Source organism: Holophaga foetida DSM 6591 (assembly GCF_000242615.2).
In the GTDB taxonomy this organism is placed as follows: domain Bacteria; phylum Acidobacteriota; class Holophagae; order Holophagales; family Holophagaceae; genus Holophaga; species Holophaga foetida.
The window spans coordinates 1,952,571-1,975,001 of the sequence record NZ_KI912268.1 but is presented as its reverse complement, the minus strand read 5'-3'; the positions used below and the strand labels follow the sequence as shown (position 1 = coordinate 1,975,001).

26 protein-coding genes are annotated in these 22,431 nt (G+C 63.1%); 10 read left to right on the top strand and 16 right to left on the bottom strand.

Annotated elements, in window-relative coordinates:
• Nucleotides 1-222: 222 nt before the first annotated feature.
• The 7 genes from rpoD to HOLFODRAFT_RS0208615 form a co-directional block, all read right to left on the bottom strand.
• Nucleotides 223-1,941, bottom strand: coding sequence for an RNA polymerase sigma factor RpoD (rpoD, locus tag HOLFODRAFT_RS25645; RefSeq protein WP_005037882.1), 1,719 nt, complete (start codon nt 1,939-1,941; stop codon nt 223-225).
• A gap of 161 nt (nt 1,942-2,102) precedes the next feature.
• Nucleotides 2,103-3,827 (bottom strand): DNA primase, encoded by a 1,725-nt coding sequence (gene dnaG / locus HOLFODRAFT_RS22910; RefSeq protein ID WP_005037880.1) that lies wholly within the window; start codon nt 3,825-3,827, stop codon nt 2,103-2,105.
• Nucleotides 3,820-5,016, bottom strand: a complete 1,197-nt coding sequence (locus HOLFODRAFT_RS0208635; protein ID WP_005037878.1) for a hypothetical protein — start codon at nt 5,014-5,016, stop codon at nt 3,820-3,822. Before HOLFODRAFT_RS0208635 ends, dnaG begins: the two co-directional genes overlap by 8 nt.
• On the bottom strand, nt 5,013-5,837 hold the full coding sequence (locus HOLFODRAFT_RS0208630; RefSeq protein ID WP_005037876.1) for a bifunctional hydroxymethylpyrimidine kinase/phosphomethylpyrimidine kinase: 825 nt from the start codon (nt 5,835-5,837) through the stop codon (nt 5,013-5,015). Before HOLFODRAFT_RS0208630 ends, HOLFODRAFT_RS0208635 begins: the two co-directional genes overlap by 4 nt.
• 16 nt (nt 5,838-5,853) lie before the next feature.
• Nucleotides 5,854-6,162 (bottom strand): FliM/FliN family flagellar motor switch protein, encoded by a 309-nt coding sequence (locus tag HOLFODRAFT_RS20235; RefSeq protein ID WP_005037874.1) that lies wholly within the window; start codon nt 6,160-6,162, stop codon nt 5,854-5,856.
• Between the two features lie 87 nt (nt 6,163-6,249).
• Nucleotides 6,250-6,807, bottom strand: coding sequence for a flagellar basal body-associated FliL family protein (locus HOLFODRAFT_RS22905; protein ID WP_005037872.1), 558 nt, complete (start codon nt 6,805-6,807; stop codon nt 6,250-6,252).
• A 255-nt stretch (nt 6,808-7,062) separates the two neighbouring features.
• A complete protein-coding gene (locus HOLFODRAFT_RS0208615; RefSeq protein ID WP_005037870.1) occupies nt 7,063-7,359 on the bottom strand; it encodes an HU family DNA-binding protein in 297 nt (98 codons plus the stop codon).
• Nucleotides 7,360-7,740: 381 nt separating this feature from the next.
• Between HOLFODRAFT_RS0208615 and truA the strand changes: the two genes are divergently transcribed.
• Nucleotides 7,741-8,517, top strand: a complete 777-nt coding sequence (gene truA, locus HOLFODRAFT_RS0208610; protein WP_026939177.1) for a tRNA pseudouridine(38-40) synthase TruA — start codon at nt 7,741-7,743, stop codon at nt 8,515-8,517.
• On the opposite strand, the gene HOLFODRAFT_RS0208605 is transcribed toward truA, so the two are convergent.
• Nucleotides 8,508-9,113: a helix-turn-helix domain-containing protein gene (locus HOLFODRAFT_RS0208605; RefSeq protein ID WP_005037866.1), complete on the bottom strand. Its 606-nt coding sequence runs from the start codon at nt 9,111-9,113 to the stop codon at nt 8,508-8,510. The two genes, truA and HOLFODRAFT_RS0208605, sit on opposite strands and share 10 nt — an antisense overlap.
• Before the next feature lie 97 nt (nt 9,114-9,210).
• On the opposite strand from HOLFODRAFT_RS0208605, the gene HOLFODRAFT_RS0208600 reads away from it, so the two are divergent.
• The 4 genes from HOLFODRAFT_RS0208600 (at nt 9,211) to ribA (ending at nt 12,637) form a co-directional block, all read left to right on the top strand.
• Entirely contained in the window at nt 9,211-9,717 is a 507-nt protein-coding gene (locus HOLFODRAFT_RS0208600; RefSeq protein WP_005037865.1) for a Fur family transcriptional regulator, read from the top strand.
• An 11-nt stretch (nt 9,718-9,728) separates the two neighbouring features.
• Nucleotides 9,729-10,796 (top strand): adenosine deaminase, encoded by a 1,068-nt coding sequence (add, locus tag HOLFODRAFT_RS20225; protein ID WP_005037863.1) that lies wholly within the window; start codon nt 9,729-9,731, stop codon nt 10,794-10,796.
• Nucleotides 10,797-10,854: 58 nt separating this feature from the next.
• Nucleotides 10,855-11,844 carry a DHH family phosphoesterase gene (locus HOLFODRAFT_RS0208590; RefSeq protein WP_005037861.1) on the top strand — a complete coding sequence of 330 codons (990 nt, stop codon included), beginning with the start codon at nt 10,855-10,857 and terminating at the stop codon, nt 11,842-11,844.
• A 106-nt stretch (nt 11,845-11,950) separates the two neighbouring features.
• The gene (gene ribA, locus HOLFODRAFT_RS0208585) at nt 11,951-12,637 is read left to right on the top strand and encodes a GTP cyclohydrolase II (protein WP_005037859.1); all 687 of its coding nucleotides are present in this window, start codon (nt 11,951-11,953) and stop codon (nt 12,635-12,637) included.
• Nucleotides 12,638-12,674: 37 nt separating this feature from the next.
• On the opposite strand, the gene HOLFODRAFT_RS0208580 is transcribed toward ribA, so the two are convergent.
• The 3 genes from HOLFODRAFT_RS0208580 to HOLFODRAFT_RS0208570 are packed head-to-tail and all read right to left on the bottom strand — an operon-like array spanning nt 12,675 to nt 14,564.
• Complete coding sequence (locus HOLFODRAFT_RS0208580; protein WP_005037856.1) at nt 12,675-13,244, bottom strand: hypothetical protein; 570 nt, start codon at nt 13,242-13,244, stop codon at nt 12,675-12,677.
• Nucleotides 13,245-13,263: 19 nt separating this feature from the next.
• A complete protein-coding gene (locus HOLFODRAFT_RS0208575; RefSeq protein WP_005037854.1) occupies nt 13,264-14,064 on the bottom strand; it encodes a SirB1 family protein in 801 nt (266 codons plus the stop codon).
• Nucleotides 14,061-14,564 carry a hypothetical protein gene (locus tag HOLFODRAFT_RS0208570; protein WP_005037852.1) on the bottom strand — a complete coding sequence of 168 codons (504 nt, stop codon included), beginning with the start codon at nt 14,562-14,564 and terminating at the stop codon, nt 14,061-14,063. The genes HOLFODRAFT_RS0208575 and HOLFODRAFT_RS0208570 overlap by 4 nt, the downstream gene beginning before the upstream one ends.
• 87 nt (nt 14,565-14,651) lie before the next feature.
• Here HOLFODRAFT_RS0208570 and HOLFODRAFT_RS20220 point away from each other — a divergent pair, with 87 nt between their 5' ends.
• Both HOLFODRAFT_RS20220 and HOLFODRAFT_RS0208560 read left to right on the top strand, forming a co-directional pair.
• A complete protein-coding gene (locus HOLFODRAFT_RS20220) occupies nt 14,652-15,371 on the top strand; it encodes an SDR family oxidoreductase (protein ID WP_005037850.1) in 720 nt (239 codons plus the stop codon).
• Nucleotides 15,368-16,036, top strand: a complete 669-nt coding sequence (locus HOLFODRAFT_RS0208560; protein WP_005037848.1) for a radical SAM protein — start codon at nt 15,368-15,370, stop codon at nt 16,034-16,036. Before HOLFODRAFT_RS20220 ends, HOLFODRAFT_RS0208560 begins: the two co-directional genes overlap by 4 nt.
• Here the strand turns inward: HOLFODRAFT_RS0208560 and dtd are convergent.
• The 5 genes from dtd to HOLFODRAFT_RS0208535 form a co-directional block, all read right to left on the bottom strand.
• Entirely contained in the window at nt 16,033-16,467 is a 435-nt protein-coding gene (dtd, locus tag HOLFODRAFT_RS0208555; RefSeq protein WP_005037845.1) for a D-aminoacyl-tRNA deacylase, read from the bottom strand. The two genes, HOLFODRAFT_RS0208560 and dtd, sit on opposite strands and share 4 nt — an antisense overlap.
• 61 nt (nt 16,468-16,528) lie before the next feature.
• Nucleotides 16,529-16,891 carry a 50S ribosomal protein L19 gene (rplS, locus tag HOLFODRAFT_RS0208550; RefSeq protein WP_005037842.1) on the bottom strand — a complete coding sequence of 121 codons (363 nt, stop codon included), beginning with the start codon at nt 16,889-16,891 and terminating at the stop codon, nt 16,529-16,531.
• 82 nt (nt 16,892-16,973) lie between these two features.
• Nucleotides 16,974-17,795 carry a tRNA (guanosine(37)-N1)-methyltransferase TrmD gene (trmD, locus tag HOLFODRAFT_RS20215; protein WP_005037840.1) on the bottom strand — a complete coding sequence of 274 codons (822 nt, stop codon included), beginning with the start codon at nt 17,793-17,795 and terminating at the stop codon, nt 16,974-16,976.
• Complete coding sequence (locus HOLFODRAFT_RS22900) at nt 17,795-18,535, bottom strand: exopolysaccharide biosynthesis protein (protein WP_005037838.1); 741 nt, start codon at nt 18,533-18,535, stop codon at nt 17,795-17,797. Before HOLFODRAFT_RS22900 ends, trmD begins: the two co-directional genes overlap by 1 nt.
• Nucleotides 18,532-18,714, bottom strand: coding sequence for a DNA gyrase inhibitor YacG (locus tag HOLFODRAFT_RS0208535; protein WP_005037835.1), 183 nt, complete (start codon nt 18,712-18,714; stop codon nt 18,532-18,534). The genes HOLFODRAFT_RS22900 and HOLFODRAFT_RS0208535 overlap by 4 nt, the downstream gene beginning before the upstream one ends.
• Before the next feature lie 174 nt (nt 18,715-18,888).
• Here HOLFODRAFT_RS0208535 and dnaK point away from each other — a divergent pair, with 174 nt between their 5' ends.
• From dnaK to HOLFODRAFT_RS0208520, 3 genes are all read left to right on the top strand, one after another.
• Nucleotides 18,889-20,772, top strand: coding sequence for a molecular chaperone DnaK (dnaK, locus tag HOLFODRAFT_RS0208530; protein ID WP_005037834.1), 1,884 nt, complete (start codon nt 18,889-18,891; stop codon nt 20,770-20,772).
• Between the two features lie 131 nt (nt 20,773-20,903).
• On the top strand, nt 20,904-21,989 hold the full coding sequence (dnaJ, locus tag HOLFODRAFT_RS0208525; RefSeq protein WP_005037832.1) for a molecular chaperone DnaJ: 1,086 nt from the start codon (nt 20,904-20,906) through the stop codon (nt 21,987-21,989).
• Entirely contained in the window at nt 21,986-22,378 is a 393-nt protein-coding gene (locus HOLFODRAFT_RS0208520) for a MerR family transcriptional regulator (protein WP_005037830.1), read from the top strand. The genes dnaJ and HOLFODRAFT_RS0208520 overlap by 4 nt, the downstream gene beginning before the upstream one ends.
• Nucleotides 22,379-22,431 lie beyond the last annotated feature (53 nt).

Sequence of the window (22,431 nt, the reverse complement as noted above, 5' to 3'; positions counted from 1 at the left end):
GTGCTTGGGGGTGCTTGAATCGGCCCGCCCCGGTTGGAAGGGGCTTGTGGGCTCATGCGAGGCTCTTGTCTTGGTACCGTCAGGCAGAACGTTTGTACCAGTTTTGCAGGATGCAGGTCTAATGGACAAGTGAAATAAAGGGCGCTTCGATGGCGTGAATTTTGGCGTTGGAACGCCAAACGCCCCGCAGGTGCGGGGCGTTTGGTGTGGCTGGATTCCAGGTCAGCCCAGGAATGCCTTGAGGGTCTTTGAATACCGCGGGTGGCGAATCTTACGCAGTGCCTTGGACTCGATCTGGCGGATGCGTTCTCGGGTGACGGCGAATTCACTACCGACCTCTTCGAGCGTGTGCTCGCTGGTGTCGTCGCCCACGCCAAAGCGCATGCGCAGGACCTTCTCCTCGCGCTCCGTGAGGGTGTGGAGAACGGAGTTGACGGTCTCCTTGAGGCGGGCGCTGACGACCTGCTCCACCGGGGAGACAACGCCTTTGTCCTCGATGAAATCGCCAAGGTGGGAATCCTCCTCCTCACCGATGGGGGTCTCGAGGCTGATGGGCTCCTGGGCGATCTTCATGACCTTGCGGACCTTGGAGACCGGCATGTCCATGGCCTGGGCGATCTCCTCGCTGGAGGGTTCCCGGCCCAGCTTCTGCACCAGCTCGCGCTGGGTGCGGATGAGCTTGTTGATGGTCTCGATCATGTGGACCGGGATGCGGATGGTGCGGGCCTGGTCTGCGATGGCGCGGGTGATGGCCTGCCGGATCCACCAGGTGGCGTAGGTGGAGAACTTGAAACCACGGCTGTATTCGAACTTGTCCACAGCCTTCATGAGACCGATGTTGCCTTCCTGGATGAGGTCCAGGAACTGGAGTCCGCGGTTGGTGTAGCGCTTGGCGATGGAGACCACCAGGCGGAGGTTGGCCTCGATCAGTTCAGCCTTGGCGGAGCGGCTGATGGACTCGGCGTGGCGGAGCTGGCCGAATCCTGCGTGGAAGTGCTCGGAATTGGTTTCGTACTTGCTGAAGAAACGCTGGAGTTCAGCCTCGATGTTGGCGATATCCCGTTCGTGCTTTTCCTTCAGGGCGGCGAAAGCGGGGTTCTTGAGCCGATCCCGCAGTTCCCGCAGGCGGCGTTCGCCCTCCCGCACCTGGTGGTGGTGGTGGGTGATCTTGTCGATGAGCCGGGTCACGGCCAGGCTATTGAGGCCCAGGCGGCGGATCTGCCGGGCCACACGGGCTCGGGCGAAGAGGATCTCCTTGTCCAGGTTCCGCTTCTTGGGCATGGCCTTGCCGCTTGCCTTCGTTTCCAGGAGTTCCATCAGGGCCTGCTCGTAGCCCAGGAGCTTCTCGAACTGGTGGTGGACATGTTGGGTGGCGGAGGTGCTCTCGGCATCCTCATCGTCGTCCACCTCGTCGGAGAGACCCACCACTTCGCGGATCTTGCCGGGGTTCTCCTTGAGCATCTTGCCGATGTCGATGAGGATGCTGGAGGCCAGGCGGGACCGGGAGAGGGCTCGCATGACGCTGCGGACACCCACTTCGATGCGCTTGGCGATCTCGACCTCGTCCTCGCGCTTGAGGAGGGGCACCGTGCCCATCTCCTTGAGGTACATGCGGACCGGATCGTTGTACTTGTCGCTGTCGGGGCTGTCGATATCCACATCGCCCCCTTCCTTCTCCCCCCGTGCAGAGGCTTCGACCGGGAGGCCAGGTTCCGTCTCGGGCTGATCCTTCGCGGTCAGGGCCTCGTCGGGGGTGGCGCCAACACCAATGGCAAGGCGCCCCAGCATGGTCATCACGTTCTCCACATCATCGGGATGGGAGGCGCTCTCTGGCAGGAAGGCGTTGAGCTCGTCGATCAGCACATAGCCACGGCTGCGGCCGATGGAGATCAGCGCTTTGGTCAGCTGGTAGTAACTTTCGCGGGCTGGGGAAGGGACCATCAATACCTCAAGGAGCTAGGGAATCCTCGGACCCCCAGACTCCGTCATGGGGTGAGAAGTGCGACGCCAGCCTACAGGCACAATAAGCCCATATTGTGCGGCGCCCGGAACCGATCAGTATACTCGTCGGAATTTCAAAGGCAAGTGCATCAGGTCTCTTTTTATCGGTGGGCCCGGAGCTGACGTTGAATTCCCTTTTCCCGTCCCAGGAGGTCAGCCTGTCTTTGTTCCAGGTTCCGCGCCAGGGTGGCATCCGAGATCACCGAAGGGTCCAGGAGCATCCGGTTGTTGGCCTGGATCTCTCGCAGGACAAAGGCCTGCTCCAGCTTCAGGTAGATCCGCTCCGGGACCTTTTCCGCCTCGTCCTTGGAGGCCCAGATGGCCTCGAAGTGACGGAGTTGCGCCAGGACCTCCGGGGGCAGCAGGGCCTCGTCTCCGTCCACGTCCAGTAGGCACTGGAGGAAGGGCGCACCTTCCAGTGTCTCCCACCAGGCGTGGGGAAGGCCGGAGATCTGGGCACGGATCTCAGGATCGCGGCAGAGGATGAGGAGGGGGCGCAGGAGTTCGTCGACCTTTTCGGCGGCGGAGGGCTCAGGCTCGGGGCTTGCTTCGCTGGGATGGGTGCGGGCCTGGACGGCCCGATCGAACTCGGCCAAAGGGATCTGGAGCTGGTGGGACAGGCTGGCGAAGAGTTCCCGGCGGTCCGGGCTGGGCGGCAGGAAGGCCAGGTACGCCGCCAGATCCCTCAGGGCAGACATCCGGTCCGGGATCCGCCGGAGGTCCTTGCCCTCCAGGGCCCGGTTGATGACAAAACTGGTCCAGTCCGGGGCGCCTCGGAGGAGCTCCTTGAATCCCTCGGCTCCGAGCTTGGTGCACCAGGTGTCCGGGTCCTCGCCCGAGGGCAGGAGCAGGAGCCGGATATCGAAACCCATGGGCAGGGCGAGCTTGAGGGACTTTTCCATGGCCCCCAGGCCCGCGGCGTCACCGTCGAAGCAGAGCACCAAGCGCTTGGTGAAACGGGAGACGAGCTTGAGGTGTTCCGCGGTGAGGGCCGTCCCCAGGGGAGCCACAGCCTGGTGGATGCCCTCCTGGTGGAGCATGAGCACATCGAAGTAGCCTTCGACCACCAGGGCCCCATCCCGCATCTGCCCCTTGGCGCGGTGGAAGCCGAAGAGGATCCCGCCCTTGTTGAAGAGGGGGGTTTCCCGGGTGTTCAGGTACTTGGGCTTGGCGTCGCCGAAGGCCCTGCCTCCGAAGGCGATGAGGCGGCCTCTGGCGTCATGGATGGGGATGGTGAGGCGATCCCGGAGGAAGTCCAGGGTGTTGCCTCGGTCGTTGCGGCTGGCCAGTCCCGCCTGTTCCACCAGTTCGGAAGAAAAGCCCTGCTGGCGCAGGTGGGTCACCAGGGCCTCCCAGGCGTCCGGGGCGAAGCCGAAGCCCGCCTCCTTGGCGAACTCGGAGGAAATGCCGCGTCCGGCCAGGTATTCCCGGGCCTTGGGGCTCTCCCGGAAGCGCCGCTCATAGAACTCTTGGGCGGCCTCCAGCACGGTGCGCATCCGGGTCTCCAGATCCACCTCCGCCGAGGAGCGTTCACGCTGGCGGGGGAGTTCGATGCCAGCCGCACGGGCCAGCTGCTCCATGGCCTCACCGAAGGAGAGTCCCTCCCGCTCCATGAGCCAGGTAAAGGCATCGCCGTGCTTGCCGCAGCCGAAACAGTGGTAGAAGCCGCGGTCCGGCACCACCTGGAAGCTGGGGGTCCGCTCGGAGTGGAAGGGGCAGCGGCCCACCCAGGCCGAGCCCTGGCGCCGGAGTTGCACCGCCTGCCCCACCATGGCCAGGAGGTCCGTGGCGTCCTTGATTCGCAGGACGAGTTCCCGGTCACGCATCCGGATCCCAATCGCCGAAGAGGCTCTGGGGCAGGGCCTGGGTCACATCCAGGATGGGGGTGAAGGCGCTGGATGGGGCCCAGGGGCGCTCTGGCAGGAAGGGGCCCTGGGGTGGTTCTCCGGGGGGGATCCACTGGATGGCGGGCAGGCATTGCTGGCCACGGAGGAATGCCTCTACCGCACCTTCCTGGGGCAGGGAGGGCACCCTCAGCAGAATGATGGGGGGATGGCTCAGGACCGAGGCCATGGCCGGGGGGAACTGGGTCCGGGCTTCCAGGGGAGAGGGGTCCCTGGGGTCGGCCCCCAGTCCAGGGGTGAAGGACGGGCTGGCGGGGGGCATGGGCAGGGCGTAGCGCCAAGGGTGCCCTTCCCGCATGGCCTGATGCCCCAGGCTGTTTGCGGCCAGGAAATCCGAGGACACCCCCGCGACCACCGGGGCCCGCAGGGCCGAGGCGAGGGCGCTTGCGAGGGACTCCACCTGATGGGCCCCCTCCTCCCAGTTGCCACCGGAGGCCAGGAATTCCCGACCGCCCAGCACCGCGAGCCGCCAGGCCGCCCGGCGGCGATGGAAGGGGAAGTTCTCGGGCCAAGCTCCCGCTGCGATGCGCTGGCTCAGGGCCAGCTCCATGGGGCCCTGGGCATCCATGATCAAGGGCAGGAGTCCGTCCGGGCCGAGGTGCGCCAGGGCCGGGAGGGGCAGAATGATCTCACCCCAGAGGGTTCCCATGGTCTCCACACCACCGGAGAGGGTGATGCCCTGCTCCGGCAGGCGCCAGGTCTCCTCTGTCAGCTCGGGGCACCAGCCTACCCATCCCTGGCGCCAGGCTCGATTGGAGAATCCGGTGGGGGGATGGATTCCATGGACCCATCCCTGGATGGAGCCCTCGGCCAGACCCGGCGGGAGTTCGTTCCGGAAGTGGAGGGTCAGGCCGGGCAGGTGGCCGAGGGCGCCCCAGAAGGCCGAGCGGGTTTCGGAGGGGAGTTCATCCAGCCAGGTCAAGGGGGCGTCCCAGATCAGGGCCAAGCCTCCGGGGAAGCGCTGCACCAACTCCCCCAGGGCCCGGAGGGCCATCCAGGGAGCTTCCCGCAGTGGCGCCTTGGCATCCAGTTGACGGACGCCGATCCATCCGGACCAGGGGCCGTCCCAGCCGGAGCGCACCAGGAACCCGCGGCCTTCCATCAGCCTCATGGGAGCTCCGGCAGAAAGGCGGGGCGACCGAAATTACCGGGCGCCTCGGCCTGTGACCAGTGGGCTCGCAGCCATTCCACCGCCTGGGAGGCGGCCTTGGTGGCCCCGGCTCCTTTCAGGCGCATGCCGAGCCAAGCCGAGGCCAGGGAGCAGCCTGTGCCCCGGCGCTCGCCAGGGAGGCGGGGATGGGCTTCCAGGGGGAGGGCGCCTTCTTGGGTGATCCAGACATCCTGGACCTCGTCCCCGGCGGTGTGCCCACCCTTGAGCCAGACGGCTTCCGCGCCCATTTCCAGCCAGGGGCGGGCCAGGGTCTCGGGATCGGAGGCGGGGGTGCCGAGGATGGCCTGGGCCTCGCATCGATTGGGGGATACGGTCCAGCCTCCCGTGGGGAGGATCGTCTGGGCCATCCGCAGGAGACCGGCTCTTCCATGGAGGCCGACGCCGGAGGTGGGGGCCTTGATGGGATCCCATATCCGGATCTGCGGACCCGCTTTCGTGATGGCCTGAATCAGATCTCTCAATGGAGCAGACCTCAGGGCGCAGAGTCCGAGCTTGACGCCCCAGATCCCGGTCAGGTGGGGGAGGAGGGCCTGGAATCCTTCGGCAGGGGAGAGCCGGGGGGAGGCGATCCGGATGCAGGCCGAGCCATTCTGGATGGTCTCAGCGGTGCACAGGGCCATGGGGTAGATGCCCATGGAGGACAGGACCTGCACATCCCGAAGCAGTCCTGCGCCCCCGGAGGGATCCAGTCCCCCCAGGCAGAGGGCGATCGGGACAGAACTGGGGTGGCCGGGGTTAACGTTCATGGGCAATACGAGCATGACACAGGGCCGCGCCTCAAATCCTCCGGTTGGAGTCGACGATTTCCACGATGCGCAGGCCGAGGGTGTCCTCCAGGACGGTCACCTCCCCGCGCATGATGGTCCTGCCCTTGCACGTGACATCCATGGGTTCGCCGGCGCTCTTCTTCAGCTCCACCAGGGAGCCCGCTTCCAGTTCCAACAGGTCTCGGATGCTCATCCGTGTCTGGCCAAGCAGGATCTCCAGGCGGAAGTGGGTGTCGATGACGGGCAAAAGCTCCGAGATGACCGTCTCGAAGCTGGTCGTGCGATCCGCATCCTGCCTGTCTGCCTGTTTGATGGCCAAGGGGGGCCCCTTTGGAGAACACGTGGGTCCGGGAATGGACACGTGGGGTGAAGTAAGCAATCTCGGTACCCGCTCGGGGGCAGCGGTTTACCGGGCGATGGCCCACTCCACTACCAGCACATCCTTGATGGGGTGCTTGGGCTTCTTGTGCTTGGAGTCCTCTTTCTCACCGGGCTTGGGGGCGAACTTCTCGTTGAGCTTCTCCTTGATTTCGCTGCGAAGGGCTTCCCTGGCCTCCGGATCGGAGGCCTCTTCGAGGGTCAATTGCGACAGTGCAGAAAGCACCATGGATTTGACGACACTGCTTTCATAGGACGGCTTGTCCCCGGATGCCAGCTTGCCGAGCTCTGCATCTCTGAATACGACGTCTATTTCGCACTTGAGGTAGGCGTTCTTGGTGGGTCCCTGGAGGTTCACGATGGGCTTGATGACCAGGATGGCGGGACCGCCGCCCTCTCCGTGCCCGCTGGCTTCCTCTTCCTCCTCCTCCCCCCCGGTATGGCCGCCCTGGGCGGTGCCCGCCTGCGCCGCAGCGGCCGCCGCAGCTGCCTTCCTCTTCTTCATCACGATATAGCCTGCAGTTCCTCCTCCGCCGATGACTACTACCGCCGCCGCAATGATGATGATGAGTTTTTTGGAGAGCATCGAGGATCCCTTCTGTGGCTTTCAATGGTGAAACAAAGACATTATCGGGCATTCCCTGTCCTGGCATAAGGGGGGGGGATTTGCCGGGGCAGTCCAGGATGTTGTCCAAACCTTGAATGGATCTGTTTCCAGAATTTGACGATTAATCTGATCCATTTCGATAATCTGGGAGGATTCCATTGTGGACTTGCCTTTTCAGACAGCAAACAGCCCGCCGAGGCGGGCCGTTTGTTGTCTGAAATTTTGGTAAGAAGACTACTTCTTGGCCTTGACCTTCTTACCGTTCACATCGTCGGCCAGCTTCTTGCCGGGCTTGAACTTGGCAACCTTCTTGGCGGCGATCTTGATCTTCGCGCCGTCGCGGGGGTTGCGACCGGTGCGGGGCCCGCGGGCGGCCACGGAGAAGGTGCCGAAGCCGACCAGGGTCACCTTGTCGCCGGCGCGGAGGGCGGCGGAGACGCTGGAGATGAGGGTATCCAGGGCAACAGCGGCCTTGGACTTGTTGATCTCGGCCTTCTCGGCGATGGCAGCGATCAGTTCAGCCTTGTTCATGAAAACCTCCGGAAATGGGGTCTAGTGCCCCGGTTAACAGGTGAACGGATGGTTGTCCTGTTTGGGGCCTCCGTCCTCACTGGCTTTTCAAGACTCGAAAGTCCCAAAACCCTCATGGATTCTAGGTTGGTTCTAAACTAGATGCAGAGTAGGCCTGAAGGTAAACCCCGTCAAGGAAATTTCGGAAAAAAAGTATGTGGAATCACGCCATCAGTTCGTTAGGTGATATTGCGAATGCATGGAGTTCCACAGGCTCGATGTTCTAACGGATGCAAATAGGTGAGATGTAGCGATGGCAGTGGCTTGGAAGGATTGCCTCCGCTGAAACCATTTCGTAGGGCCATTTTCAGTCTCGACCCGGAAGGATGGCAGAATGGACCCATGTCCCACCCCTACTTTCTGCGCATGGCTTACGATGGCACGGCCTTCCATGGATGGCAGATCCAGCCTGTTGCCCGGACAGTTCAGGGTGAGGTGTGGCGGGCCCTGAGGGTCCTTGATCCCGGAGCTCCAATGCCACAGGGCACGGGGCGCACCGATGCGGGGGTCCATGCCCGGGCTCAGGGTGTCCTCATCCATGCCTCCCGCTCCTGGGAGCGGTATCGCCTGCTTGCGGCCCTCAATGCCCACCTGCCTCCGGAAGTCCGGGTCATGGACGTGCGGGAGTCTCCGGAGGGCTTCTATCCCCGGCAGCATGCTGTGGCCAAGCGCTACACCTACCGCATCAACGAGGGGCCTGCGGTGGATCCCTTCGAACGGGATCTCCGCTGGCACGTCTTCGGTGTGGAGCCCCTGGATCGTCAGGCCATGGCCGAAGCAGCATCCCACCTGCTGGGGGAGCATGATTTCTCCAGCTTCCGTCACCACGATTGTGTGGCAGCCACTCCGGTGCGTCACATCTACAGCGTGGACCTGGAGACCCGAGGGTCCCTCCTGGACATCGTATTCGAGGGGAACCGCTTCCTCATGCACCAGGTCCGGATCATGGCGGGCACTCTGGTGGATGTGGGGAAGGGGCGGATGGCCCCAGAAAGCATTCCGGCGGTCCTGGAAGCCAGGGACCGCCGGAGGGCGGGACAGACTGCCCCGCCTCATGGTCTTTGCATGGAGAAAGTCTGGTACCAATCCCAGTGGGGGATTGGAGAGCCCTACTCCTGACCTACGAGGACCACTTCATCTTCGTCTTCATCCAGCAGGTCGTTGTCGCGCTTGACCAGGATGGGGGTGGAGCTGCTGGTGTGGCTGGTGATGCCATTCCAGACGTACCGTGTGCCGCGCTTCTGGCCCTGCTTGGCGATGAGCCCCTCGTCTTCCAGCTCGCTGAAGAGGCGCCGGAGTGTGGCGGGGGCCCATTCGCAGTCCTTGAGACCGAGGATTTCCTGGGCCTGGAAGCTGGATAGGTGGCCTCGCATCTGGAGGGAAGTCACCAGCTGGCCCTTCAGGTCCGAGAGCTCGGCCTTGGTCCTGCGGGCCCGGATCTTGTAATCCGGGACCGCCGCTGGGGGAATCGTGAGAGGCTGGAAGAAGGAGGGCTCATGCCGGACTGGAGCGGGCTCTTCCGGGGCTTTGATTTCGGAGTTCGCCTCTACCAGCAGGCCGCCGTCCAGAAGGATGTCCGCCTCCTCCCGCTTGAAAAGGAGGATAGTGGAACTGGCAGAGATGCCTTCAGAATGAAGGGCCTCGAAGACTCGGTCCCCGATCCGCTTCTTCTGGTCACTTGTCAACTTGGGTGCATGAATTACAACTAGTGCCATGGGGTCTCCTATTGCATCAACAATCATTAGTATAGCAGTATCAAACTTGATTTAAATCACTAGAGCCTAAAATTAACGAAAAAGTTTGGAGGAGCCCATGGTTTCCAGTCCCAGCGATGCAGCGCCGATGCGACCCCGCGAGGAGGCCCGGTTCGAGGTGTTTCTCAGGGAGCGGAAGCTGAAGCTGACCGGGGAGCGGATGGCGATTCTGGCTGCTGTTTTCCAAAGGGCATCCCACTTCGACGCTGAGTCTCTCCATGCCGAATTGAAGGGGGCGGGGGCTGATATCAGTCGGGCTACCGTATACCGCACCCTTGATCTCCTGGTTCAGTGCGGCCTCGTCCGCAAGCATAGCCTGGGGGCGACCCATGCCAGCTATGAGGCGGCTCAGGACGAACACCACGATCACTTGGTGTGCATCCAATGTGGCAAGGTGTTGGAGTTCTTCCGCCCCGATCTGGAAAAATTGCAGGAGAGCATATGCCGCGAGCGGGACTTCCAGCCCTTTCATCACAGTCTGCAGATCTTCGGCCTTTGCTCCAGGTGCAAGGGGGGATTCGATGAAAAGGAGATCCAGGGGCGTGTGGCTCAGCTCCATACTTGAGGAGCTTGTTTGTGGATAAATTAACAATTAATGACTTTATCCGCCTGCCCAAGACGGATCTTCATGTCCACTTGGATGGCAGTATCCGCTTGGAGACGATCCTCGACTTGGCTCAGAGCCAGAGAATCAGGCTTCCGGCCGAGGACGTCGAGGGGCTCCGTCCCTTCGTGCAGGTGGGTGAAGGGTGCAAGTCCCTGGTGGAATATCTGAAGGCCTTCGACGTCACCCTGTCCGTCATGCAGACCTATGACAGTCTGGTGCGGACGGCCTTTGAACTGGCTGAGGATGCGGCTCGGGAGAATGTCCGGTACCTGGAGGTCCGGTACAGCCCCATCCTCCACCAGCAGCAGGGCCTCACCCTTCACGCCATCGTGCAGGCCGTGCTGGAGGGGTTGGGGATGGCCGAGAAGGCCTATGGCATCCGGACGGGCGTCATCCTGTGCGGCATGCGGCACATCAGCCCGGAGATCAGCCTGAAGCTGGCGGACCTAACGGTGGCCTTCAAGAACAAGGGAGTGGTCGGTTTCGACCTGGCAGGTGCCGAGGAGGATTTCCCGGCCAAGAAGCACAAGGAAGCCTTCGGTCGCGTGCTTGCCAACAATATCAACTGCACGCTGCATGCTGGCGAGGCCTACGGGCCCGAGAGCATCCATCAGGCCATCCACCAGTGCGGTGCTCACCGGATTGGTCACGGCGTGCGCCTTATCGAGGACGGAGATCTCCTCAATTATGTGAACGACCACCGGATCCCCCTGGAGTGCTGCCCCAGCAGCAATGTCCAGACCAAGGCGGTGAAGCGCATGGCTGACCATCCGATGCGCCTGTTCTTCGATCTGGGGCTTCGGGTGACGGTGAACACCGACAATCGCCTGGTGACCGGGACAACGGTGAGTCGTGAGTATCAGGTCATTCACGAACAGCTTGGATTCAGCCTGGAGGAGATCCAGGAGATCATTCTCATGGGCTTCAAGAGTGCTTTTCTTCCCTATGCCATCAAGCGGGCCATGCTGGCGGATGTGGTGAACGAGCTCAAGGCCTTCCATCCCGGGAGCCTTGAGAGCAAGCGGGAGCAGTTGTAGATCCCATCCGACTCGATTTTTTCCCGCAGCGCGGGGATCATGGAGGGTGAGGTTGTACATGCTTGACCGTTTTGCCGCCCTCCTGGATTCCAGGGATCGTTTTCTGCTGACCGCCCATGAGAACCCGGACGGGGACGCCATTGGGGCTCTGGTCGGGCTGGCGCACTACCTGCGGAATTGCGGGAAGGCTGTGCGCATCGTGATCTCTCCAGAACTCCCCGAATACCTGCGTTTTCTGGATACGGAAGGCTGGGTCGAGGTCTTTGGGGATGCCCATGCCGACCTGGCGGCCTGGCCCGAGACGTGGCTGCTGGTGGACGCTTCCGAACCGCAGCGTCTCGGGCAGATGCTGGGAGCCTTTCTGGCATCCAATGCCATGAAGGTCTGTCTGGACCATCACCTCACGGAAAATCCCATGGGCTTTGATCATGCGTTTGTGGACTCCAGCGCCAGCGCCAGCGCCGAGCTGGTGTATGACCTTGCCTCGTCCCGCATGGCCCTTCCCATGCCCATGGCCCAGGCCCTGTACGCCGGTATGGCCGACGACACCGGGAACTTCCGTTTTTCCAATGCGACCCCCAGGATCCATCGCTTCGCAGCGGAGCTCATTGAGGTGGGGGTGGATCCGGCCGCCACTTATCAGGCCCTCTACCACCAGGGGCGCCCGGAACGGCTCAAACTCTTTGGCCGGGCCTTCGAGTCCATGCGTTTCCTCGATCAGGGGCGCTACGCCACTACCCTGGTGACCCAGGCCGATATGGATGCCTGCCTGGCCGTCAAGGAGGACATGGAGGGGCTGGTCAACAAGGCTTTGGAAATTCGAGGGGTGGAGGTCTCCTGTCTGATGTATGAACTGCCCGACGGTCACTACAAAGTTGGGCTGCGCTCCCGGGGGCGAGTCAATGTGAATGCGGTCTGCCGTCAGCTTGGCGGGGGGGGGCACAAACTTGCTTCCGGGGCCAAGGTGGACGGACCCGCAAAAGCAGCCCAAACTAGAGTGGACACCTTGGTGGTGTCCCAGATCACATTTGACCTCTCCACCACCTGATGTCTTCCCTTGCTTCTGTGGAATAAGTCTTTTTTCCTCAGTGATTCAGCTCCCTTTAACCCTGTTGTCATATCCTATGACCACATCTTCTCGGCGGATTCCACCCATGTCCCCCAAAGACAGAAGCACCGCCCCCAAGCTGTCCCTGGATCCGGACTCCCCCTTGGAGGTTGTGACCAAGTTTGAGACCGAGGCGGTGCCTTTTGTCGCCAAGGCCAAGATTCCGTCCATGTTCGGCAAGTTCACGGTATACGGGTTCCTGGAAAAGCTGACGGGGAAGGAACATATCGCCATTGTCTCCGGCGAGATCGATGCCCGGAAGCGCATCCCTGTGCGGATCCATAGCGAGTGCTGGACCGGGGATGTCATGGGGAGCCTGCGCTGTGACTGCCGAGCGCAGTTGGAGGGTGCCCTGCGCTACATCGCTGAACACGGCGGCATCGTGCTCTATATGCGTCAGGAAGGTCGTGGCATTGGCCTGCTGAACAAACTCAAGGCCTATGCGCTCCAGGAGAAGGGGCATGACACTGTGGAGGCCAATCATCTGCTTGGGTTCGAGGATGACCTCCGCTCGTACACCGCTGCCGTGGAGATGCTGCGCTTCTTCGGCATCACCAAGGTGAAGCTCCTGACCAACAATCCGCGGAAGGTCCAGTCCCTTGAGGATGCGGGCATATACGTGCAGCGGGAGTCCCACCAGCTGGGCTCCAATCCTCACAACCTCTTCTACCTCAAGACCAAGGCCCAGAAGTCAGGCCACATGCTGGATTTCCTGGAGGATCCGGAGCTTTAAAGAAAAATCCACCACCAGCTTGGTGGTGGATTTTTCTTCACTCCTCCCGTCGTGGGAGCAACAGGGCCCGCTGGACGCGCTCCAGCTGGCCCTGGAGCCTCACCAGCTTCCAGGCCAGGACCATGGAATAGCCCAGCCAAACCCAGAGCAGGCGTGGGTCGCAGGGGGTGCGGCGGAGGGGTTCGAAGCCGATATCCATCCGAAGGCCGTGGAGGAACCACACGACGATTCCGAAGGCGATGAGGAGGTGCCCCCACCGGATCCAGTGGGGGCGCAGGCCCTCCTTGATCTTCCAGCGGAGCAAGAGCCAGCGGGTGAAGACCTCGCCTCCCTGTTCGGCGAAGTGGACGGCCACCATGCGGTCCACCAGGGGGGCGTAGCGATGAACCCGGAGTTCCGACTGCTCCTCCGCTCCGTTGACGGCCCGCAGGAGGGCGCTTCGGATCTTGCCGATGCACTCCTCCCAAGGCGCCTCCTCGCGATGGATGGTCCAGTGCAACCGCACCAGGCCTACCCAGAGCAGGGCCTGGGCAAGGAGCACCCCCCAGAGAGCCATGCCCCGCCAGCCGAAGGAGTGAGCCGCTTCCAGAAATCGTGTGAGATCCATGGATCCAGGATCGCATGAGTCAGGTCTTCTCGAGTCTCCTGATCCACTCGCGGATGCTTGGGTCCTGGTTCCCGGCCAGGCTCTGGGCGATCAGGAGGTCCCCTAGGGCTCCCGGGATGTCTCCCCGCCTGACCTGCACCATGGCGCGATCCCGGTAGGCCAATGGGTCCCCAGGGTTCAGGAGCACGAGATGGGTGGTGGCCCAGAAGGCATCGTTCCAGAGCTGGTTGCGGAGGAATCGGATGTGCAGGTTGCGGGTGAGGCGGGTAAGGGTTGCACGATGGGAGACCGGGACCAGCATGGATGGGTCGAAAATTACCCGGCCCTCGGTGGCGCGGCTGACCAGGAGGGCGGCATCCTCTTCACCCACTGCACGGCAGCGATTGAAGGGATCGAAGTAGAGGGTGCCCACGTCGAGGCGCAAACCTGTGATGAAGTGCCCGGGGAGGGCGATGCCAACGGCGTCCAGGCCCAGGCGCCGGGCCACATCAATCCACAGGATGGAGAGGGCGATGGGGAGGCCGTGCTTGGATTCCACCACCAGGGGAAGAACAGCATTCTCCGGGCGGTCGTAGGTCTCGGTGTCCCCCCGCAGTCCCATCTCCTCGGTGAGGAAGTGGTTGAGGGCATCCAGGGCCTTGTGCAGACTCCAGGGAAGGGGCATCTTTCCCGCCAGTTCGAAGGCCCATGCATCCAGTTCCTTGAGGAAGGGGACCGGGTCAGGATCCGGCAGCATCGGAGCCACGGCCCAGACTGCACCCTCCGCGAGGTGATTGCACTCCGGATCGGACTGGAGGTACTCGTGAAGGGACAAGGTCATCCTCGCCTGCGGACCCAGGCCCGGAGCACCACTGCAAGGAATGCGAGACCCAGGGTTCCGTAGAGCCATGGGCGCCACCAACGCTCGGCGGCTTCCCGTTTGGCTCGCTCGTCGGCCAGTCGGGCGTTCTCTTCGATGGATACCTTCCGCTGGACATCCCTGGCCTCGCGCACGGCCTTGGTCGCGGAATCGCGGCTCTCCTTGAGATCCTTCATGGCCTGCTCGGATCCATCATCCTGCTGCTGGACCCGCAGGAAACGGCGGGGGGCGCTGGAGAGCGATGATGGTACGATTCCGCCCTCTGCCTCGCCATCGGAGAGCGCCTGCTCCAGGCTGTCCGTGAGGCACTGGATGTCCTCCCGCATGGATTCGAGCTGGTGCTGCTGGCGGTTCAGCAGGGCTCCGTTGAGCCAAGTCAGGCCCACCAGGAGGGTGAGCAGGACCAGGACCCCTCCCATGAACCAGGTCGGGTGTCCCTTGGTCTGATTGGCTTCGCTCATGCAACCTCCGGGCCCAGAATGAGGATTGTACGATCATCCCCCTTCGGGGGCCGAATGGATACGGTAGCCTTGAGTCGGGAGTGAAGCGTGGAGAACCGAAAACCCTGGTGGATCCTGGTGGGTGGGCGGCAGCGCCTCGGGCGGTTCCTCGCGGAGCGCTGGGCCCCGGAGCGGAACCTAGTCCTGACCAGTTCCCGTCCTTGGGAGGGCGAAGCCGATTGGCTGGGGGCCATGTCCCGGACCACGGAGGTGCGCACCCTATGCTGGAATGCCGAGGATCCGTGTCTCGTCACCCGGATGGCTGCCGATATGGCCGCTCTGGCGGAGGAGGGGATCTCCTTCGGGAATGCCCTGGTTGCCAGTAGCACCTTCCCCATGGCGTCCCTGGGCAGCTGGACCCCTGAATCCCTGGAGGCCACCTGGCGCATGAACCTCAGCTTCCCTTTCCTGGTGGCCCAGGCGCTGGCTCCCCGGATGACGGAAGGCGGGTGCCTCCAGTTCCTCCTCGATACGGCCATCCATCGCCCCTGGCTCAAGCGTCTCCCCTACTCGGCTGCCAAGTCCGGTCTTGCTTCCCTGGTGCCCGGCCTTGCCCAGGTCTTGGCGCCCCGGGTGAGGGTTGTGGGACACGCCATCGGTGTGGTCATGGCCGATGAGGGCAGCGACCCGGCTTTCCTGGCCAGCCGCTCCCTTCTGAAGCGCCTCGGGGTGCCCGAGGATCTCGATCGCGCCATCCGCTATGCAGCGGACAGTCCTTATCTGACGGGGGAGATCATGACCCTGGATGGCGGCCGGAGGTGGGTGTGACGTTCCTGATTAATGAAATATTCACATCCATTCAGGGAGAGGGCACCCGGGCCGGGCGCCTCTGCCTCTTCATCCGGACCGCCGGGTGCTCATTGCGCTGCCGCTACTGCGATACGACCTATGCCTTCTCGGAGGGGCGCCCCATGAGCGGGGGTGAGATCCTGAGGGAGGTCCATCGGCGCATTGGCCTCCCGGGGAAGGGGCCCAATGCCCCCTTCGTGGAGATCACGGGTGGAGAACCCCTGGATCAGGCCGGCACTCCTGCGCTGATGCAGGCCCTTCTGGAGGGCGGTTACGAGGTGGCCCTGGAGACCGCCGGGAGCCATGACCTTTCGGTGGTGCCCAGGGATGTGGTCAAGATCGCCGACCGGAAGACCCCGGGCAGCGGCATGTCCCAGCGGTGGCTGGAATCGAACCTGGACTGCCTGGTGAGCGGCCAGGACGAGCTGAAGTTCGTGCTTTGCGGCGAAGATGACTACGCCTGGGCCAGGACTTGGTGTCTGGAGCGGGGCATCCTGGATCGCCTGGATGTGCTTTTCAGTCCCGTGTGGGGCAAGCTGGATCCCCGCTGGCTGGCGGAGCGCATCGTGGCGGATGCCCTTCCGGTGCGCTTCCAACTCCAGCTTCACAAGCTGGTGTGGCCCCCGGAACAGCGGGGGGTCTAGCGTTCCAGGATGAAGGTCACCGGGCCGTCATTCACCAGTTCCACCTCCATGTGGCACTGGAAGAATCCTGTCTGAACGCGGCAACCTGCGGCCTTCAGCTTCTCAACGAAGAACCCAAAGAGCTCCCGGGCCTGATCGGCGGGCATGGCATTGTCGAAGGAGGGCCTTCGCCCACGTTCGATACTGCCTGCCAGGGTGAACTGGGAAACCGCCAGGATCTCCCCATGAACCTCTTCAAGGGAGAGGTTCATGCGGCCATCCGGGTCGTCGAAGAGGCGGAGCCCGGCGATCTTGGCGGCGGCCCAGGTGCAGGTGGCTTCCGTGTCACCGACCTCCAGGCCGACGAGGACCAGGAAGCCCCGACCGATAGAAGCGCTCTCTCCACCAGAGGATACGGAGGCGCGGCTTGCCCGCTGGATGACGGCCCTCATGCCCTTTCCTTCCTATAAAAAAAGCGCCCGGAATCGGGCGCCTTTTTTATGCAGACTGGAACTATTCGGCAGCGCTTTCGACGCGGCGGACTTCCTTGAGGCGGCCGGCCTTGCCGAGCTTATCGCGGAGGAAGTAGAGCTTGGCGCGACGGACCTTGCCGTGACGGATGACTTCCATCTTGTCGATGGAGGGGCTGTTCAGGGGGAAGATGCGCTCGACGCCGACGCCGCTGCTGATCTTGCGGACGGTGAAGGAGGCGCGCATACCGCCGCCCTTGATGCCGATGACGATGCCCTGATAGACCTGGATACGCTCCTTCTCGCCTTCCTTCACCTTTACGTGCACCTTCACGGTGTCACCGGGGGTGATGCGGGGGAGGTCCTTGCGAAGGAGACCAGCTTCGAGGCGGTCGATGATGTTCATGTGAGCTCCTTGGGGCCAGCGGTCCCCAACCGATCGCGGTGGGACATGACACACGTGATCCCCATATGGGGAGTCAACTAGTTTACCGTAATCGGGGAAAAAGGGAACCGGGAACGTTCCGGCCGAATCCCTTCCATCCTTTGGGCTTGGGCTCATCCCATGCTTCCGGGTGCTCCACCTGCCAGGCGCACCACTGCTCGGGGCGCGGGAGCTCGGCCAGTTTTTCCTGCATGAAGCGGCTCCATAGATCCGGGCGCAAGCGCTTGGTGCGGACCATGGCCTCCCGCAGGCGCCAGAGGTGGATGGCCTTGTGGTTGCCTCCCCGGAGGATCTCCGGGACATCCATTCCCTCGAATGATTCGGGCCGGGTGTAGTGAGGGTGGTCCAGGAGGCCGGTGGCAAAGCTGTCCTGGTCGGCGGAGTCCTGGTTGCCGAGGACTCCTGGCAGCCAGCGGCATACCGCGTCGATGAGGAAGAGGGCCGGCAGTTCCCCGCCTGAGAGCACGGCCTCGCCGATGCTGAACTCCTCGTCTACGTATCGCTCCACGGCTCGCTGGTCCAGGCCCTCGTATCGGGTGCAGACCAGTACGACCTGCTCCATGGATGCCAGCTCCAGGACCTTGGCATGGGTGAGGGGGGGGGCGGCAGGGGTGAAGTGGATGATGCGCCGTGGGGGGCAGTCCGGGATGGATTGCAACGTGTCCCGAAGAACCTCGGGGCGGAGTACCATGCCGGGACCCCCGCCGAAGGGGCTGTCGTCCACATGCCCGAACGTGTTGCCGGAGAAGGGGCGATAGCTGTGGGTGTGGAGTTGGTGGCTCAATTCCCGGAAAGCGCGGCCCGTGACACCCAGGCGGGCGCATTCGAAATACTCGGGAAAGAGGGTGAGGCAGTCGAACCGCATCAGGGTCTCCCATGGACGAGGGCTCGGAAGGCCGAAACGCTGGCGTAGACAATTATCTCGTAGGACATTGCGTAGTAGATGGTCATACCGACGCTAGTGGCCGCCCCTAGCCAACCCCAGAGCGGTCGTTCCTCCACCAGGGCAGCTCCCAGCAGGACGAGGGTCGCTCCGGGGACGAGGTTGCCGAAGGGGAGTGGGACCGGGATGGCGAGCAGGAACGCGGTCCAGGCCACCAGGAGTCCGGTCCATCGCTTGTGGAGGGAACGCCGGATCTGCGATTTGGAACCAAGGCGTTCCAGGTAGCTTTCGATGCGGGCGAGGGCTTCCTCCAGCCAGTTCCGGTGGAGGATCTGGCGGCGGAGCCGTTCGGGAAGGTGGGGCTGCGGGCGTCCCAGGGCCATCTGGATGCCGAGCCACATGATCCCGAGGCCGCTGAGGGGAGCTGTGCCGACATTGAGGCCGGGGATCAGATTCGGGATCGACAGGAGAAGGATGAGGAGTCCGTAGGTCTGCTCACCTGCTGCGTCCATGAGCTTTCCCAAGGTGCTCTCAGGCTCCTGTTCCAGGAGTTCCCGCAATGCCTTGAAGAAGGGGGCGGGCCTGGGGCGAACCTCCACCAGGCTTCTTAGGTGTCCCAGCCAAGCCATGAACCATATCCCTTTCCGGCTGTGACGGCGGCCAGGAAACAGGCGCGCCAGCCTGAGCCGGGACCGGGTGGCCAGCCGGTAGAGGGGTTTCACGGGTTTTCCTCGGACCAGCCTTCTCCATCCTCGTCCTCGGGTGCTTCGGGTACGCGGTAGCTTTCCGATGCCCAGGCGCCCAGGTCCAGGGTGCGGCAACGGTTGGAGCAGAAGGGGCGGTGGGGGTTGGTTTCCCAATCCACAGCCTTTCGGCAGATGGGGCATGGTAAGGGCTTCATGCCAGTAGTCTAGCGGGGATTGCTTCGGGTGCGCCAATCGGCTACCTTCGCTGGATTATTTAAGTAATCTTAGTCTGATAATGTAGATCCGCTTGACAACCGTTTTTTGTGGCCTATCCTGGTTTTTGGATGGGTCATCCCAATCCCCTTTGACCGTTTCTGGAGGCACCACATATGAGCAAAATCATTGGCATCGACCTGGGCACCACCAATAGCTGCGTCTCCGTAATGGAGGGCGGCCAGCCCAAGGTCATCCCCAACGCCGAGGGTTCCAACACCACGCCTTCCGTGGTGGGCTTCAATCCCAAGACCAGTGAGCGTCTGGTTGGCGCCGCTGCCAAGCGGCAAGCCGTGGCTCAGCCCAAGAACACCGTTTTCTCCATCAAGCGCTTCATGGGCCTACCCTTTGCGGATTCCGACCGCGAGCAGCGCCTGGTGCCCTACGCTGTTGAGCGCACCGACAAGGGCGGCTGCGCCGTCAACATCAGCGGCAAGCACCTCTCTCCCGAGGAACTTAGCGCCATGGTGCTGGTCAAGATGAAGGAGAGCGCCGAGGCCTACCTGGGTGAGAAGGTCGCCAAGGCCGTCATCACGGTGCCCGCCTACTTCAACGACGCCCAGCGCCAGGCCACCAAGGATGCCGGCGCCATCGCCGGTCTCGAGGTCATGCGCATCATCAACGAACCCACCGCCGCGGCCCTGGCCTACGGCCTGGACAAGAAAAAGGACGGCACCATCGCTGTCTTCGACTTTGGCGGTGGCACCTTTGATATCTCCATCCTGGAGGTTTCCGAGGGCGTGGTTGAAGTGAAGTCCACCAACGGCGACACCCACCTGGGCGGCGACAACGTGGACCAGCTCATCATCGACTGGCTGGTGGAAGAGTTCCAGAAGGCCGAGGGCATCGACCTCCGCAAGCAGGCCGACGCCATGCAGCGCCTCAAGGAGGCCGCCGAGAAGGCCAAGTGCGAGCTCTCCAGCACCACCCAGACCGACATCAGCCTGCCCTACATCACCGCTGACGCCAGCGGCCCCAAGCACATCAGCCAGAACCTTACCCGGGCCCGCTTCGAGGCCATGATGGAGCCCATCATCCAGAAGCTGAAGGTGCCCTGCGAGAACGCCATGCGGGATGCCAAGCTTAGCCCCAGCCAGATCGACGAAGTGGTCCTGGTGGGCGGTTCCACCCGCACCCCCAAGGTGCAGGAGATGGTGAAGGCCCTCTTTGGCAAGGAGCCCAACAAGAGTGTGAACCCCGATGAGGTGGTGGCCGTGGGTGCCGCCGTCCAGGGCGGTGTCCTGGCGGGCGACGTCAAGGGTGTGCTGCTCCTCGACGTGACCCCCCTCTCCCTGGGCATCAACGCCAACGGCGGTCAGATGAGCGTCATCATCTCCCGCAATACCACCATCCCCACCCGCAAGAGCGAGATCTACACCACCGCCGTGGACAATCAGCCCGGCGTGGACATCGAGGTCTTCCAGGGCGAGCGTCCCCTGGTCGAGGGCAACAAGCTCCTTGGCAAGTTCCACCTGGGCGACATCCCCCCCGCGCCCCGGGGCATGCCCCAGATCGAGGTGACCTTCGATATCGACGCCAATGGCATCGTCCACGTCACCGCCAAGGACAAGGGCACCGGCAAGGATGCCAGCATCACCCTCACCGGCAGCACCGGCCTCTCCAAGGAGGAGATCGATGCCAAGGTGGCCGAGGCCGAGGCCCACAAGGCTGACGACGAGTCCCGCAAGTCCCTGCTCGAGGACAAGAACCACCTCGACCAGACCATCTACCAGATCGAGAAGCTCCTGAAGGAGAGCGGGGACAAGATCCCCGAGGCCGATAAGGCCGAGCTGGAGAAGGCCATGGCCGAAGGCAAGGAAGCCCTGGCCAGCCTGGACAAGGACCGCATCAAGAAGGCCCTCGAGGATCTGCAGGCCAAGAGCCACAAGATGGCCGAGCACATCTACAAGGATGCCCCCGCCCCCGAGGGTGCCGCTCCCGCCCCCCAGGGTGAGCAGAAGAAGAAGGATGATGACGTGATCGACGCCGAAGTGGTGTAGGCGATCACCTGCCGGGTTGTGTCCGGCAACCAGGATGCGGCAGCCGGGGCGCTCAGGCGCTACCGGCTGCCGTCTTTGCGAGGTGGCAAAAATATGAGTCACACCCGCGCAACATACGCTACAGTGCTTCCATGAGTGTTCCCGACTACTACAAGACCCTGGGCCTCCCCAGGAACGCCTCGGATGAGGACATCAAGAAGGCCTACCGGAAGCTGGCCCGGAAATACCATCCGGACCTCAACCCCGGCAACAAGGAGGCCGAGGGACGTTTCAAGGAGGTCTCGGAGGCCAACGATGTGCTTTCGGATCCGGAGAAACGCCAGAACTATGACCAGTTCGGCGATCCCAATGGGCCGACCCATCAAGGCGGGTCCGGCTTCGGGGGCTTCGGTGGCTTTGGCGGCGGCAGCTTCGAGGACCTGTTCCAGGGCTTCACCGGGGGAGGGCGGCCCCGAAGGGCCGGGCCAAAACCCGGGGAGGACCTCCAGCACACGGTCCGTATCAGTTTCCAGGATGCTTTCAGGGGCACCAAGCTGCCTCTGAATATCACCCGCACCGAGACCTGTCGGGGCTGTCAGGGGAGTGGCGAGTCTCCAGCAGGGAGTCGCAGCACCTGTGGCGTGTGCCATGGCAGGGGCTACCTGGAGCAGGGCGGTGGCTTCTTCCGTTCCAAGGTGGAATGCGATGCCTGTGGTGGCACCGGTCGGAAGGCTCCGGCATGCCCGGAGTGCCAGGGCCGCGGCCGCAACCCCAAGCGGGACAGCATCACGATCGCCATTCCTTCCGGAGTGGAAGATGGCACCCGCCTCAGGGTCAGTGGCAAGGGCGAATCCGGGCGGCGAGGCGGTGGCCCGGGCGACCTCTACATCCAGATCCAGGTGGAGCCTGATCCGCGCTTCGAGCGCAAGGGGCCGAACCTTTACCTCAAGCTTCCCATCACCTTTGCCGAGGCTGCCCTCGGGGCCAAGGTCGAGGTCCCGACGCCCGAGGAGCCAGCGACCATCAAGATCCCTCCTGGTACTCAGAGCGGCTCCAAGTTGCGCCTCAAGGGCAGGGGGATGCCCATCCCCAAGCACGCGGATCAGCGGGGAGACCTATTCGCCGAGATCCAGGTGGTGACCCCTATCCTCCAGGACGAGCGCAGCAAGGAGTTGATGCGGGAACTGGGCGAAATCAACGACGGGAACATCCGTGAGAACGCATGGAGGCAGGCATGAGGCATGATCCCAAGCGGGGTCTGTACATGATCGGGGTCGTGGCCGCCCGCTACGAGATCCATCCCCAGACGCTCCGCCTGTACGAGCGCGAAGGCCTGCTCCTGCCCTCCCGCACCGAAGGCAAGACCCGTTTGTACAGCGACGAGGACCTGGAGCGTCTGGAGTTCATCCTCAGCCTCACCCGGGATCTGGGGGTCAACCTTGCTGGGGTGGAGGTCGTCCTGAACCTCCGGGATCGGATGCAGGGCATGCAGGAAGAGATGCAGAAGCGCCTGGACGCTTATGAAACTCAACTTCGGGCGGCAGGAGTCGAAATAGAGCGTGGGATCGAGGCCTTCAGTCCGACAGGTCTGGTGAAGCTGGCTTCTCACGGATTGCGCAAACGCTGACATACTTGGACGCGTTTCCGGTCCAACCCTTGATATTCTGATCCTTTCCCAGG